At 40.0% G+C, this 15,077-nt stretch carries 16 protein-coding genes; 8 read left to right on the plus strand and 8 right to left on the minus strand.

All coding sequences use genetic code 11. The annotated features are described in order from the left end of the window. The gene (locus RIC88_RS00560; protein WP_350215462.1) at positions 1-738 is read right to left on the minus strand and encodes an electron transfer flavoprotein subunit beta/FixA family protein; all 738 of its coding nucleotides are present in this window, start codon (positions 736-738) and stop codon (positions 1-3) included. Between the two features lie 262 nt (positions 739-1,000). On the opposite strand from RIC88_RS00560, the gene RIC88_RS00565 reads away from it, so the two are divergent. The 6 genes from RIC88_RS00565 to RIC88_RS00590 all read left to right on the plus strand — a co-directional run bounded on the left by RIC88_RS00565 (position 1,001) and on the right by RIC88_RS00590 (position 6,217). Continuing rightward, positions 1,001-1,801: a M57 family metalloprotease gene (locus tag RIC88_RS00565; protein WP_350215464.1), complete on the plus strand. Its 801-nt coding sequence runs from the start codon at positions 1,001-1,003 to the stop codon at positions 1,799-1,801. Between the two features lie 248 nt (positions 1,802-2,049). Beyond that, on the plus strand, positions 2,050-2,781 hold the full coding sequence (locus tag RIC88_RS00570; protein WP_350215466.1) for a head GIN domain-containing protein: 732 nt from the start codon (positions 2,050-2,052) through the stop codon (positions 2,779-2,781). A gap of 178 nt (positions 2,782-2,959) precedes the next feature. Further along, on the plus strand, positions 2,960-3,763 hold the full coding sequence (locus RIC88_RS00575; protein WP_350215468.1) for a helix-turn-helix domain-containing protein: 804 nt from the start codon (positions 2,960-2,962) through the stop codon (positions 3,761-3,763). A gap of 4 nt (positions 3,764-3,767) precedes the next feature. Further along, on the plus strand, positions 3,768-4,991 hold the full coding sequence (locus RIC88_RS00580; protein WP_350215470.1) for a serine hydrolase domain-containing protein: 1,224 nt from the start codon (positions 3,768-3,770) through the stop codon (positions 4,989-4,991). 15 nt (positions 4,992-5,006) lie between these two features. Further along, positions 5,007-5,972: a YpdA family putative bacillithiol disulfide reductase gene (locus RIC88_RS00585; RefSeq protein WP_350215472.1), complete on the plus strand. Its 966-nt coding sequence runs from the start codon at positions 5,007-5,009 to the stop codon at positions 5,970-5,972. Then, positions 5,972-6,217, plus strand: a complete 246-nt coding sequence (locus RIC88_RS00590) for a SemiSWEET transporter (protein ID WP_350215474.1) — start codon at positions 5,972-5,974, stop codon at positions 6,215-6,217. The genes RIC88_RS00585 and RIC88_RS00590 overlap by 1 nt, the downstream gene beginning before the upstream one ends. On the opposite strand, the gene RIC88_RS00595 is transcribed toward RIC88_RS00590, so the two are convergent. After that, positions 6,214-6,801: a DinB family protein gene (locus tag RIC88_RS00595; protein WP_350215476.1), complete on the minus strand. Its 588-nt coding sequence runs from the start codon at positions 6,799-6,801 to the stop codon at positions 6,214-6,216. The two genes, RIC88_RS00590 and RIC88_RS00595, sit on opposite strands and share 4 nt — an antisense overlap. On the opposite strand from RIC88_RS00595, the gene RIC88_RS00600 reads away from it, so the two are divergent. Together RIC88_RS00600 and RIC88_RS00605 are read left to right on the plus strand one after the other, a co-directional pair. Continuing rightward, positions 6,801-7,169 (plus strand): tetratricopeptide repeat protein, encoded by a 369-nt coding sequence (locus tag RIC88_RS00600; protein ID WP_350215478.1) that lies wholly within the window; start codon positions 6,801-6,803, stop codon positions 7,167-7,169. The genes RIC88_RS00595 and RIC88_RS00600 overlap by 1 nt on opposite strands. 15 nt (positions 7,170-7,184) lie before the next feature. After that, positions 7,185-7,766 (plus strand): YdeI/OmpD-associated family protein, encoded by a 582-nt coding sequence (locus RIC88_RS00605; RefSeq protein WP_350215480.1) that lies wholly within the window; start codon positions 7,185-7,187, stop codon positions 7,764-7,766. Here RIC88_RS00605 and RIC88_RS00610 read toward each other — a convergent pair whose 3' ends face one another. The 6 genes from RIC88_RS00610 to RIC88_RS00635 all read right to left on the minus strand — a co-directional run bounded on the left by RIC88_RS00610 (position 7,767) and on the right by RIC88_RS00635 (position 15,072). Beyond that, complete coding sequence (locus RIC88_RS00610) at positions 7,767-8,627, minus strand: class II glutamine amidotransferase (protein ID WP_350215482.1); 861 nt, start codon at positions 8,625-8,627, stop codon at positions 7,767-7,769. Positions 8,628-8,747: 120 nt separating this feature from the next. Next, positions 8,748-9,752: a LamG-like jellyroll fold domain-containing protein gene (locus RIC88_RS00615; protein ID WP_350215484.1), complete on the minus strand. Its 1,005-nt coding sequence runs from the start codon at positions 9,750-9,752 to the stop codon at positions 8,748-8,750. Between the two features lie 126 nt (positions 9,753-9,878). Then, a complete protein-coding gene (locus tag RIC88_RS00620) occupies positions 9,879-11,300 on the minus strand; it encodes a hypothetical protein (RefSeq protein WP_350215486.1) in 1,422 nt (473 codons plus the stop codon). 95 nt (positions 11,301-11,395) lie between these two features. Beyond that, a complete protein-coding gene (locus tag RIC88_RS00625; RefSeq protein WP_350215487.1) occupies positions 11,396-12,136 on the minus strand; it encodes a LytR/AlgR family response regulator transcription factor in 741 nt (246 codons plus the stop codon). 8 nt (positions 12,137-12,144) lie between these two features. After that, the gene (locus tag RIC88_RS00630) at positions 12,145-13,953 is read right to left on the minus strand and encodes a histidine kinase (protein ID WP_350215488.1); all 1,809 of its coding nucleotides are present in this window, start codon (positions 13,951-13,953) and stop codon (positions 12,145-12,147) included. 138 nt (positions 13,954-14,091) lie between these two features. Then, positions 14,092-15,072 carry a quinone oxidoreductase family protein gene (locus RIC88_RS00635; RefSeq protein WP_350215489.1) on the minus strand — a complete coding sequence of 327 codons (981 nt, stop codon included), beginning with the start codon at positions 15,070-15,072 and terminating at the stop codon, positions 14,092-14,094. Positions 15,073-15,077: the final 5 nt, after the last annotated feature.

The raw sequence follows: 15,077 nt of genomic DNA on the forward strand, positions 1-15,077 counted from the left end.
TTATATAACTTTTGCTTCGTTCTTCAATAGGTTAACTAATTCATCCATGTTGTCAGGATCTATCAACTTCACATCTCCTTTTGCAGGAGGTAATTCAAACTTGCTCACTTTGGTTTTAGGTGCATCTCCGGTTGGATCTTTAACCTCCAAAGGTTTGGTTCTCGCACTCATAATCCCTCGCATATTAGGAATTTTCCATTCAGCAATGGGTTCCTGACATCCTGCTACAAATGGAAGTGGTAGCTCCATATATTCTTTACCACCTTCAATCTCTCGTGAGATTTTCGCATTGCTTCCATTAATATCCAGTGTCATTACCGGAGATACCGATGGTATTCCCAAAAGCTCACCTACCATGCCGTGAACCTGACCCCCATTGAAATCAATGGATTCACGTCCCATAAGTATAAGATCATAGCCACCATCTTTTGCTACAGCAGCTATCTGCTTAGCTACAAAAAGGGCGTCTTCCGGAAAGGCATTAACTCGAATCGCATCATCAGCTCCAATAGCTAGTGCTTTTCGGATAGTTGGTTCCGTTTCCGCCTCTCCAACATTTAATACCGTGATACTTCCTCCGGATTGTTCTTTCAATTCAACTGCTCTTGCCAACGCATAATCATCATATGGTCCGATGATGAACTGAACCCCATTTTTATCAAACCTGGTGTCTCCATCCGTGAATGCAATGCGGGAAGTAGTATCCGGCACGTGCGTAATACAAACTAATATTTTCATTTATCCAATCGAGTGTTTTTTATTAGAAACAAGCGAGAAGCAAAACGGTTCAGCCCCTCCAATTTTCGAACCTCGAAGTTAGCAATTATGGTCAATTTGGGAAGCCTTATACAGTCCTTTTAGTAAAATATAGCTGATGGCAGTAATGACTCTTCTTACCAATTATCCCATAGAATTTTCAAGTAGCACTTTTTCCTATAATGGTTTCATGTTCCTGTAATATTTTTTTATATTTCTACTTAAGAACCAAATTTTAAATATTATGAGAAGATTAAACCAGTTGGGCATCCTCGCCCTAACTCTGGCAATGCTATGGTCCTGCCAGGAAAATGAAACACAAAGACCAGAATTGGAAGAAGTACCTAAAGAGGTATTGGAAAAAGTAGCTGCATTAGGCTTTAATGCTGATGAAGTGAAAATGTATAATGGCAACCTTTTTATTGAAGGTGATATTAAAATCTCACTTGATCAGCTTGAAAGAATGTCCCCTAGCGATGGGTTACCAGTGGAAGAACATTATCACACGGATAATCTGGTAACGGGGACTCCAAGAACGATCAATGTATTTGTAAACATGCCGCAGAAGTATAAGGATGCAACTGATATTGCGATTGACAGATACAATGATGAAAGCCTGAATCTTACTTTTAACAGGGTTTCCAGTTCAGGACAAGCCGATATTACTATCAAAGCTTCTCCGTGGTATTATTACTGGTTTGGAATTTTAGGATCAGCGGGATTCCCTGAGAATGGAGATCCATATGGAACCATCTTAATGACCAGAGGGTATTATGATAATGTATCTAACATCAATGGATTGGCAACCACAATCGCACATGAAATGGGTCACTGCATTGGTTTTAGACACACAGACTATATGGATCGAAGCTATAGTTGTGGAGGTGCACCAGACAATGAAGGTGATGGCGGTGTAGGTGCCAACCATATCCCGGGAACACCAACAGGACCAAGTGCCAATAGCTGGATGCTGGCATGCGGAAGCCCGGAAGGCGATCGACCTTTTACAAACGATGATAAAACAGCATTAGGATATGTTTATTGATCCCTGGATAATATGAAGCTGCTTCAGTAAATATGTCATAAACTTTTGTAGTAGTTTTTTTCTTTTAGTCGTCCCACCATTTGAAGTGGTGGGACGACTTTTTTTCTTCATTTAATTCCAGATTTTATTCTCAGAAAAACACTTGGATTCTCAAATTGGGAATGTTGCTCATTCTGTAAAAGTGTTTAAGACGCAATAATGAGTATTGGCATGGAGGTGGCATCTATTTATTAGTAAAAATGACAACTATGAAAAATCTACTGATAGCCACATTACTCATTGCCATTCCGTCCCTCTCTTATGCGCAATCATCGCAGGTGGTCAATGAAACCATTGCAATTATAGAAGACTTTCATTCAATCAATGTAAACTCCAGATACACTGTCTACCTAAAGCAATCCAATGAGACCAAAATAGAAGTCAGGGCATTGAAGGAAATTTTAGATATTTCTGAATTCAAGGTCGAAAATGGAGTTCTCAATATCAACATCAAAAGGGATAAAAAGAATAAAAGCGTTTGGGAACAAATCGATGATATTAAGATCGCTCCAAAACTGGATGTCTTCATTTCAATGAAAGAAGTGAATGCATTGAATGTGTACGGCAGTGGTAAAATCATTAGTGAAAACTCAATCTCCTCTAAAGACCTCACATTAACCCTTTCAGGATCAGGTAGTTTAGATGCCGATATCAAAGGTAAAAATCTATCTATTGACAATTCCGGAGGTGGATTAATCACGCTCAAAGGGTATGCGGACAATGCGAATTTCTCTCTTTCAGGATATGGAAAAATCGAAGCTTTCGAACTTGACCTTAAGTCTGCAGAAGCCAAACTCACAGGCACGGGAAACATGGAAGTAAATGTTACAAATACTCTGGATGCAAAAGTGTATGGTGCTGGTAAAATTCAATTCAAAGGAAACACGAAAGAGATCACTAAAAAGGAATATGGATTAGGTAAGGTGGAGCGTACGTATTGATTGAATCCTCTTCATATTAATACGTATCATAGTAGAGACCATCCGCCAGTTGGCGGATGGTTTTCTTGTTTTCTGACCATTCAGAATAAATGACGGGTAAATGACGGGTATATTGCAATCAGTTTTTTTGGCAAACAGTCTATGTTCGAGATAGAATTGCTGAAAAAATAAACTGAAAATGAAACAACCTGAACTTGGAAAACGACTGGCCGACCTGCGTCAACAAAAGAACTTAACGCAAGAAGAGCTGGTAGAAGCATGCAATGTAAGCGTAAGAACCATTCAGCGCATTGAATCTGGTGAAGTAACACCACGAACTTCTACAGTCAAGATATTACTCTCTGCCTTGGATGCAGATTTTGAAAGCTTTAAGAGCACCATTGAAGTAACCAGATCAGACGACTATCTGCAATCTACAGAATCATGGCTGCAAGCAGCCTGGATTTCCGGCATTGTCTATTTTGTTTTAGGATTTTTAGATGCAGTTCTTGAATATGAAAGATTTGAGAACCTCTATGAAGTTGATTCTATTGGTTTTTTTATAGCTTCTAAATTAGGATACTTTATATCTTATGCTCTTTTTGTGTGCGGACTGATCAAACTGGGGGATTATTTCTCAAACTACCTTTTGAAAATAGCCGGTTTCATTATGATTGGTCTTTTTGGCATCATTACCTTTTTCGACATTTTTAGCATTTTCTATCCTATCAGCGAGACCAATCTACTAACACTTGGGGCTGGTGAATCTATTTGTGTCGGCGCAGTAGGTATCGTCTTTGGGGTTGGTCTTATGAGGCTACAGGATGGAATGGGACAGCTAGCCAAAATGGCTGGTATCACCGAGATAATTGCAGGATTTTTCTTCGCAATAGTCATCCTTTTTTTACTAGGGTATCTGATGCTTATCCCTGCCACTATTATTGAAATTATCCTTCTCTTCAAAGGATTGGAATTCATCAAATCTGAACGGCTAAAAAACTAAGACCATGAAAAAAATCAGTTGTTTGCTCGGTCTTATTGGACTGGGCTGGATACTCTATTGCTTGTTTCAGCCTGTAGTCGATTGGAATTTTGGATGGGAGTCTATTCCCAAAAACACTTTTGAACAAAGGTTTGAAGGAATTGAAGATATCAATTATAAAGAGGCTATAACTTCTTCAAAAAGTATTATAGATAGCATTCAAAAGGTTAGTAATTCCCCATCCATATCAATTGCGGCAATAATTCACGGAAAAATGGTGTGGAGTTATGCTGTTGGTTTTCAGGATATTATCAATAATGTACCAGCCGATACCTCCACAAGCTATCGGATTGGGAGTGTCTCAAAGGCATTGACCTCTCTGGGACTAGGCAAGTTGATTCAGGAGCAGAAAATTCATCCGGATTCTTCCATCCAATTCTACACAGACCATTTTAATGAAAAGCCAAGAATCGCCATTCGCCAACTCGCTTCACATCAGTCGGGAATCAGAAACTATAGCACTTGTTTTTGTTTTCCGGTCTGGGAATATTATCGGAATAAGGAATTTGAAAGCGTGGAAGAAAGCCTGGTTGACTTTGAAAGTGATGAATTGTTATTCAGTCCCGATGAGGCATTTTCCTATAGTTCCTTCAACTATACCGCATTAAGTTATGCTATGGAGAAGGCCTCAAACATGGATTTCCTTAACCTTATGGAGGATGGCGTGTTTAAGCCCTTGGAAATGATCCACACCAGGCCAGATAAGCATGATGTACCTATACCTAATAAGGCTGTTCCGTATGATGTGGATGGGAATCTCTTTAAAAAAACGGTTGATGTAAATCTCAGCAACAAATGGGCCGGAGGTGGATTCCTCTCCACTCCTTCTGATCTGGTAAGGGCTGGGAATGCGCTACTGGATTCCGTGTACTTAAATTCTGAAACAACAGAATTGCTTACAACACCCCAACGACTGGTAAATGATTCCATTAATGAACAATACTATGCTTTGGGCTGGCGACATAATTACTCGGAAAGGTATTTTAATGGAGAGCGAAAAGTAGCGGTTATTCACCACGGAGGGATGGCTGTTGGAGGATTGGCGTTATTGGCAATTTATCCTGAGTATAATCTGGTAATTGCCATTACTGTGAATAAGACAGGAAAAGAGGGAAGGTTTGAGTTATTCGATTACCTGACACCAATTACAAATGCTTTTATCAAAAGACTGGAAGAAAAATCCTTCTAGCAGTACCTTCGCACCATGAGAGAAGCTGTTGATGTTTTAATTGTTGGAGCTGGTCCCATAGGTCTGGCATGCGGTATTGAATGCGAAAAAGCAAACCTCTCCTATGTCATTGTGGACAAAGGATGTTTGGTTAATTCGCTTTATAACTACCCCCGAAACATGACCTTCTTCTCTACCTCGGATCGATTGGAGATCGGCGATGTGCCTTTTATCTCTCATAATCCAAAACCCACGCGACAAGAAGCTCTGGAGTATTACCGAAGGGTGGCTTCTTCCTGGAAGTTAAAAACACGTCTTTATGAAAGAATAGAAGAAGTGAAAAAGGAAAATGAACTGTTTCAGGTTCACTCAAGCAGGCGTACATACTCAACTAAAAAACTGATTATAGCTACTGGATTTTATGACCTCCCTTACATGCTCAATGCTCCGGGAGAGGATTTGCCGAAAGTGAAACATTACTATGACGAACCACACCCCTATTATGATATGGATGTTGCAGTCGTTGGTGCAGCCAACTCTGCTGTGGATGTCGCATTGGAGGTATATCGGAAAGGTGCTAAAAGTGTGACCATGGTCATCCGGGAAGAAGAAATAAACCCACGAGTGAAATACTGGGTAAAACCTGATATTGACAATCGAATCACAGAAGGTTCAATTAAAGCATATTTTGAAAGTAACATTACCAGAATAGAGGAACACTCCATTGACATTCAAACGCCAAAAGAGCAGTCGACTATTCCAAATGATTTTGTGCTGGCGATGACCGGCTATCAGCCTGACTTTTCATTCCTGAAGCATGTAGGTGTTGAGATTGGTGATGATGAGTTCAAAACACCTGTTTACGATGAGCAGACCATGGAGACGAATGTTCCGGGCGTTTACCTGGCTGGTGTCATTTGCGGGGGCTTGAAAACCAATGCCTGGTTTATAGAAAACTCTAGGGAGCATGCTGAAATAATCATTAGACATATTGCGAACTAATGGATTACATAGGATTTATTGCTGCCTTCCTAACTACTGTTTCTTTTGCTCCCCAGGCGATCAAAACCATTCGAACCAAAAGAACCGAAAGTCTTTCATTAGGTATGTACCTGATTTTTACTTTAGGAGTTGCTTGTTGGCTAACCTATGGTATTCACATAGGTGATATTCCAATCATTTTAGCAAATTCGGTTACTTTGCTTCTGACCGGAACAATTCTAGTCCTGAAGCTTAAGCACGGCTAATCTCTCACTTTGCCTTGAAGTACACTGATATTCTGATTAATCGGATTTCCGTTCGTTCGTCTCAAGGTGATTATTTGCCCCACATGATTAATCGCATCGGCAATCGGTCCATTGATTAGGTTCCAGAAAGGAAACTCCACATTTGGGAAAACCATATTGTATCCGGTCAAATCTTCTCCATTTGCATTCTTCAGAATCTCACTAGCTTCCTTAATGTTCTCCAGCGTTCTTCTCCTTTTCTCTTGATAAGTAAGCCCATCGATCTCTACTCCCTCAAACGGCTTTTGATTTAAAGCATTTACCAGGATTTGCGTCAATGCTAGAATATGATCAATGGTCTCTTCCACATTTCTTGCGCCTTCGCTTGGTCGATAACTAAGATCACTTTCCGTCAACCCTGCTGTACCCCAATAATACCGGAAGCCCAGTCCATCCACTAGTCTGGATGCTACTGTACCCGCATTATATGTCTCCGGATATTCAGGGATTTGATAGTAGAAGTCTGTTGAGTCTGCTTGCTGAGAAAAGGTGGTACCAAGCATAAGGGTTGCCATAAACGTAAAGGTGATTTTTAGTTTCTGCATTGAATAAGATTTTAATTGAACGACTTCAAAAGTACTTTAGCATGATGAATTCTGATCGCATTGAATTATTAAAACAATTCATCAAAGATGAACCATCAAATCCATTCAATAAATATGCGTTGGCAATGGAGTATTACGCAGAGCAACCAACTAAATCACTTGAGCTGCTTCGATCACTAATCAACGACCACCCTGACTACCTTCCGACGTACTTCAAAGCAGCTCATCTGCTATGGGATGAGGAATTGTGGGATGAAGCGGATGTTACTTTTAAAGTTGGAATTGAATTAGCAGAAAGGCAAAACGATCAAAAGGCTGTTTCAGAATTGAAGTCAGCATATCAAAATTTTCAATTTGACAGAGATTAATTTTACACCATGAAAATGGCAAAAACACCGGAAGAGTATTTTTCGTGGAACGAAGAATACCGCCCTCTGCTTGAGAAGCTGAGAAGCCTGCTGCTTTCTACTGAACTGGAGGAGAAAATGAAATGGGGAATACCAACCTACTGCCTTCAAAACAAGAATATCGCTGGGATAGGTGCTTTTAAAAACTATGCAGGTCTTTGGTTTTTCAACGGATCTTTTCTTAAAGACGAAGCTAAAGTCCTGATCAATGCGCAGGAAGGTAAAACCAAAGGCATGAGACAGTGGCGGTTTCGATCTATCGAAGAAATTGACGAAAAGCTGGTACTTCAATACATAGCTGAAGCCATCCAGAATCAGAAAGATGGCAAAGAAATCAAACCGGAGAAAAAGGCATTGATTATTCCTGTAGAACTCAAAGAAGCACTCGCATCTGACAGCCAACTTGTTGAGGCTTTTGACTCCATGACGCTTTCATGCCGAAGAGAATATGCAGAACACATCTCCGAAGCAAAGCGGCCTGAGACGAAACAAAAAAGGCTTGAAAAAATCAAACCTATGATATTGAAGAATGTGGGGTTGAATGACAAATACAAATAATCAGGACAAATGAATCTCCATTTTATCTTTGATTCTCCCCTCCTCAACCAATACCATCGAATTAACCGGAACCTTTTCCCATCCCGGATCTTTACTTAACGGCTCTGAAGATATCACGACAGACTTTTCATGGTAGCCCGGATCCTGCATATAGCAAACTCCGTTTTCACACACATACTTCTTCCCAAGATTTAAATAAAGTGAATCGGCATAATCGGGTGAATCGGTGGTGAGCCTTACAGCTACTGCCAAATGACCATCCGTCAAAACCATGTTAATGTATGACTTTTCATCTTTTGCATATTCCTGAATGAGCGCTAGCACTTTCCGAATAGCCGCCATCATTGCGGAGGGTAGTCTGTCCCATGGTTCAAGGTGCTCTAGTCGAATCAATTCATCAATCAGGATTGCAAAGAAATGTTCCGAGTCTGTGGATCCTTTGATATGTTGAAAGGCTTCCTCCGATAGCTGATTAATTAAGGGTCGCTTGATATTCCTGAACCCACCAATATCGCCATTGTGCATGAATGCATAGTGCTTCCATTTGAATGGGTGACAATTGGATTCACTTACGTTAAAGCCCTGGGTGGCTGCCCGTACATGCGCCATTACGCATGTAGTTTCAATTACACGGCTTAATTCGTGCAGATTTTGATTGCTCCACGCCGGAGATACTGACTTGAAAAGTGCGGGTTCTTCCTCTTGATTTTTGCTGTACCACGCCAGCCCAAACCCATCACCATTTAGCGGTTCTTCCCGTTCCCTTGCCATCATGCTCTGATTGATAAGCGAATGCTTGGGCTCGGTGATCAGGGAACCTATCCTGATAGGCTTACCCTGATAAAATGTGAATCGACACATAGGTAAAATTTACACCTTATATGTGTGATTTGTATCATATGAGCAATCAAAATTTGGTGTACTTATAAAAGCAGCTAGAGTCTACCTTGACGCCAGCTGCTTTACAAATTTTAGGAAGACTTATTCTTCGTTAAATAAAAGACCTACTTCATCTTCTGAAAGTGCCTTATCATAAATTCGAATATCATCCAAATCACCAGTGAAATATTGATTGTTAAATGCTCTTCCAAAATTTAAGGGCGAATCAGCCATTATAGGATCCTCAATGTACCCTACAGTTGATTCGAGTGAACCATCAACATAAATTTTCAAAGTCTTAGCATCGTGATCTCGGATTCCAACTAAATGATGCCACACATTATCATCTACCTCAGTAGCGGATTGAACCACAGCACCACCTGTTGGTGGCTCGGGTTCATACCTGAAATCTGCCTTTTTGTTCTCATTTACATTATAATTCAAACTATAATTTTGCCGACCAACCTTTGCTGAACCAACAAATACGAGTCTCTGTGTGGCTATCGCCGAGTTTGACTTAAACCATAGACTGATGCTCACGGTGTTGGGTGATAATTCCGAGAAATTTGATACACTTATGTATTGATTGCCGTCGAAATGATAAGCGCTATTTGTTAGACCATTTCTATCAGATATTAAGGTTGCTGTTACAGTTTCGGGATCATAACCATTTTCACCAGTGTCATTGGCATTACCCGAAAACAGGTATTCAGCCAGCAAACCATCTCTTGGCGCCTCCATTACGTCTGAAATATTGATGGTGATGTTAGCTGTTTTTGATTCTTCTTCTACACTTACACTGACAATGGCTGTAATTGAAGTAGTGGATTCATAATCGAAAAGCGCAGCATTGCTCACAGTGATCTGACCACTGGAACTATTAATAGCCAGGGCTCCTACAGGGTTCATACTTAGCAACTCAAACTCCAGTGCTCCTCTAGTGGTAGTGGCTGAAACCGTGCCAATGAGATCCCCGGAGGTTGGGTTTTCTGACACGGTAGCAGTGAAATCACTAACCATGATCTCTACAGGTGCGGGTGAATCACTATCACCTCCACACGATGACAAAAAGACAAGGGATAATACAATGATTGAAAACTTTTTCATTTTGATATTGATTTTGAGTGAAACTAAGTTGAACTCCATTAAGCTTTTATAATGAATGATTAATCGTCCTAATCTTCTTATTATTTGCAGGATAAATAGAAGTCTTATCTATTCTATGGGTTAGAGCTACAAAAGTTCTGCTTTGTTCGATGCTCTGCCTGCTGTTGATCTGGTTCCTGTACCGAATTGGTAGACAATGGCACCATAAGTAAATCCTAGTGGATTACCTTCGAACGCTACCCTTCCTGAGTAAACAACAATACCACCTTCTTCTTCACTTGTTGGAACTAGTTTTACCGGATTGGTGAGTGGTGTTGGAGCCTCCTCCATAGGCTTGACAAATTCGACCTCTACTCCTTCCACCCAGCCGGATGGCTTCTTCAGTTTCACGATCATTTCCCACGTTTTGCCCTGATCGATGCTTACAATCTGGCTGCTCTCAAGGGTTTCCCGACTTTCTATTTCCACTTCTATCTGCTGGGCGGGAGCAAGTTGTGTTCCATTGCCATCCAGCATTCTGGCTGTAACAGTATAAAGCGCACCAAAAGGAAGTGCATTTCCTTCGAAAGTAAGTGGCGAGTATGAGAATTTATCATTTCCAATTTGATTCTCCTTGCGGAAGGTAGCATAAGCTACAGCAGGAACTGTGGATGGATTTCCTTCTTTTGGTTCATACATTAACTCCACTACAGCTACTTCATTGGTACTGTCACCATCTACGACTACAATTGTTCGAAAATTAGAATCATTATTGTTTTCTCTGATCCTAATCCTCCTGATCCTGCCCGTGAAATCAGCTTTTTGAATAAAGGCTTCTCCACTATAGGTTTCTCCAATTTGCCTTAGTTGTGAGTCCAGTACATTTATAGTGACTGGTACAGTTTCTCCGGGCATCAAAGCCTCAATTCCACCAATATCTACTACAAAACCACCTTTGGTCCTGCGTTTTATCAACCCTTTATAAGAATACCCACCAGCCAGCTGTATGGACACATTCTCCACTAAATTGGCCGGATCACCTTCAAGCAAAACTTCCAATTCCGAACTTGATCTTTCCCCTAACTGAATAATTGAACCTAAAATGGTTGGTTTTTGCAAAGCAGTACTTCCATCTTCGAATACAAAGACTTCAAATTTTACTGATTTAGTCTTGTTTCCCCTTCCATCAAAGTGATCAAGGGTAATATTTAGCACATTGCCTTCAAACGTATTTCCGGTATTGATTGGGACGACAGTTCTGTATTCAATTTTAATTTTCTCAAAATTGAAAGAAATGGATTCCTGACAACAGCTTATGCTTCCCTGCACATAATGGGTAGTATCGGCATTAGCATCCTTGATGACCATTCTATAGCCACCACGTGCAGTTTTGAAGCGAATTTTTGGATAATCTCCATCAGAGAGTGCTGCCGTTCCGGTAACCTCTGATTCAAAATCCGATTCTGATGCTACGTTGAGTTCATCAACGCTTTCATCCATGTTTTCGCATGAAAAGGCCAAAGCCAAAAGGGTGAAAACGACGAGTGCTTTTTTTATAAATGTATTCATGAGAGTGATATTATTATACCCTCGAACCTAGAAAACACTCGTATTTCATGCGGACATTAATAATTATTCGCTGATGCTTATTGATTATTTGTAATTCAAGAAAATTTAGAAAGCTGAGACATAAGCTCATCTTTTTTCCTGGTAGAGATGGGCACACGTTCATCGTTTTTCATATGGATAACCCCTCCTTCTGATTTATCGTACCGGTCGAAGAATCTCAAATTAATAAGGTGTGACTGATGGCACCTGAAAAAGCCTTGTTCTTGAAGAATTTCATGGTAGAGCTTCAGCGTTTTTGATACAAAAATTGTACGCTTATCGGTCAGAAAAAACCGGGTGTAATTGACGTCTGCCTCACAACGAATGATTTCATCTATTGAAATCAGGTAAGTATTCTTAGAATCTGTTAGTACTATTCTTTTCGGTAGAGACTCCTTTTGATTTTGCAGCAATGAACCAATTTTCAGCTGATATTCTTCTCCCGTCCCGTCTTTGGCTTTTTCAACCGCCCGAACAAGGTCATCGGGATCAACCGGTTTCAATATATAATCAATAGCACTGAACTTAAAAGCCTTGATGGCAAACTGATCGTGAGCTGTCACGAAAATGATCTTAAAATTCGGTTTACCAAGCATCGCCAGCAAATCAAATCCTGTTCCATCATTCATTTCAATATCCAGAAAAACCAAATCTGGTTTAGATTCTAACAACAGGCTCTTACCATCAGTAACACCTGAAGCCTCAGCTATCACCTCAACATCAGGGGCATAAATCGTAAGTAATGTTTTTAGGTTATTTCTGTTGGATGAATTGTCGTCTATCAGAATTGCTTTCATTGAATAGATTAGATAAAGTGATATGGAAGTTTTAGTCTCACCAAAGTTCCCATCACTTCATTGTTTTCCACTACTTCTTCCAGTTGGATTTGTATTTTATTTTTCAGGCTCTTATTAAAAACTGCTATTCTTTCCTGAATAATCTTTGAGGCTAATGATTTGTGTTCAGGAGTTTTTGTTGTTGCATTAATTCCTATTCCATTATCCCTTATAGTTATGTGGATTGAATCATCTTCTTTTCTGATGGAAACTCCTATTTCTCCTTTTCTTGTGGTTTTGGAAATCCCGTGTTCAATAGCGTTTTCCACAAATGGCTGTATGAACATGGGTGGTATACAAACACTTTCCTGATCAATGTTTTCATCGATGTTAATTTCATAAGTGAATGGCTTGATGGTATTCAATTGATGCACATCTAGATAATTTTCTAACATTATCACTTCCTCTGCAATTGGAATAAACTCTTGACGTGAGTTTTCAAGAATCTGCCTCATCAGCTTTGAAAACTTGGCCAGGTAAATTCCCGCATCTTTCGAGTTGTTTTTAAGCATATAATTTTGAATAGAGGCCAATGCATTGAAAATAAAATGGGGATTTAACTGAAACCGAAGAAACCGATGTTCTAATTCTGAATGTTGGTGTTTTGCCCTGATGGATCTTTGCTGAAAAAATAAATATAAGAGCGTTAGACCAAACACACTTCCTAACACCAGGATGAGCATTTGCGTATTCTTTTGCCTTATTTTCAATACTGAGATTGCTTTCTCCTGAGACAGTGATTCAATTTCACTATCCTTCAGAGCCGTTTCATATTTTGTTTCCAACTCGGCCAATTGATTTTGTTGATTTAATTCGGCTAGGCTATCTACAATGAATTTAAATCTTTCATGCGCTGTTAACGCTTCCTTATAATTCCCCGCTTTCTTACTAATCCGAAATCTCATTTCATTTGCAAACGAAGCAACGAATGGACTGTTAATCAATTGATTAGAAATAGCGGTTGCTTTTTCAAAGTCACGTAGAATTTCATAAGCCAAACCTTCGTTCAATAATGAATTATGAAACTGCTGAGTGAAGTTTGTATTCTCAAAAAACGTTCGAGCAAAAGTAGCAGCTTCCAATCCTTCCTTCACTTCTAACTCGCTTTTCAATACCTCCAAGTTTTTGGTCATCAAAGCGGCACTAAGATTGGTTGAAGACATGGCTTCTCCGAAAGGAAAATTCAACTCCCTCGATAGAGCAACAGATTTCCTTCCATACAAAATGGCACTATCAATATTAAACACTGGGGCATTTCTATCATTATAATAGCCCGTAATGTTTACCAAAATTCGAAGAACCATCTGTTGATCATTCGCCTCCTCACAGAGCTTCAAACCATTCATAAAATTGGCTAATGCATCCCTGTGATTTCCAATTCTTTTTTGAATGAAGGCAATATTTACCAGAGATTTTGCCTTACCAAGAGTATTTCCCGTTCTTTGGTCTATTTCATAGGATTTAAAATACCACGCTATCGCTTTTTCCGGCCGATTATTTTTTAGGTAATAGGTACCATAGGAGGTGTAGAAACTTGAAAGTGATTGGAGGTGCTGAGTGGACTCAATGAACTTAATATTATTTGTAAGTAACGTTAGTGCGGATTCATAGTCAGCTGATTCTATCAATGAAAGGGCATAATTGCTGATTATTATTGCGGATAAGCTATCAGGAACCGCTAACTCTCTCGACAGATCGTAAGCTCTCTCAGCATAGAATTTCATAGAATCCGCATTGGACTTTATGGCACTTCTAGAAGATTCCAAAAGTTCGAGCATTTGATGATATTTAGGCTCCTTAGGTTTTGTAGAACTAAGTTGCGTGAATCCAAAATGAACGAATATGAACAGAAAGGAAAAGAACTGGTAATACCTTCTCATAGGTTGCTTGTAAGACTGAAGAAAATTAGTTTCTTTTTAAAAACTAATCACAATCTTTCCAAAATGATCCGAAGCTTTGAATCGATCAAAGGCATTTAAATAATCATCCAGCTCAAAGATTTTATCCACTGTCGGTTTGATCCGGTACTTATTTATCCACTCCAGCATCTCAACAAATTCATCATCACTACCCATGGTGGATCCCATGATATGAGCTTGTGACCAGAAGAGCCGGAACACATCCACCTTCTCCGGGTGTCCGGTCGTGCTTCCATACATCACAATGCGTCCTGCTGGTTTTATGATTTTTAAATAGTTATTTAGCTGATTACCTCCGGCACTATCAATGATGGCATCAAATCCACCCACCTGTCCGGCTTCCTTAAACCACTTCTCATCTTTGTAGTTAAAGCCAGCCTTCACTCCCATTTTCTTCACCTTCTCAATCTTCTCTACACTTCCACTCGTCACATAAACTTCAGCACCTGAAGCAAAGGCAAAAGCAATAGCAAATTGGCTCACTCCACCGCCTGCACCCGTAACAAGTACTCTTTTTCCAGCATTTGCGCCTCCTTTTTTGATTGTAGCTCTAAAGGCAGTCAATCCGGCAAGCGGTAATGCAGCGGCTTCTTCATCTGTCAAATGGCTAGGCTTTTTCTGCAATCGGTGGGGCGGCACTTTTATATACTCTGCAAGTGTCCCATTGGTTGGCATCCCTAAAACGGAGTACTTTGAAGACTGCACTTCCGGGTTATCACCCCAATTTACATTTGGGTTGACAATAACACTTTTTCCTTTCCATTCAGCAGGGCCTTCTTCCACAACTCCACATCCATCTGATCCCAGCACTGTCCCAAACTGAATGCCCGGATACATCCCTTCCCTAATCCATTGGTCACGTCTATTAAGTGCTGCTGCCGAAATTTTAACTAAACATTCATCTCCTGAAATCTCAGGCTTATCAATATCTACCAATTGAATCGGTTCCGATTCTTGCGTAATCGTAATCGCTTTCATGAACA

Origin of the sequence: Ekhidna sp. (assembly GCF_040220215.1) — a bacterium.
GTDB lineage: Bacteria > Bacteroidota > Bacteroidia > Cytophagales > Cyclobacteriaceae > Ekhidna.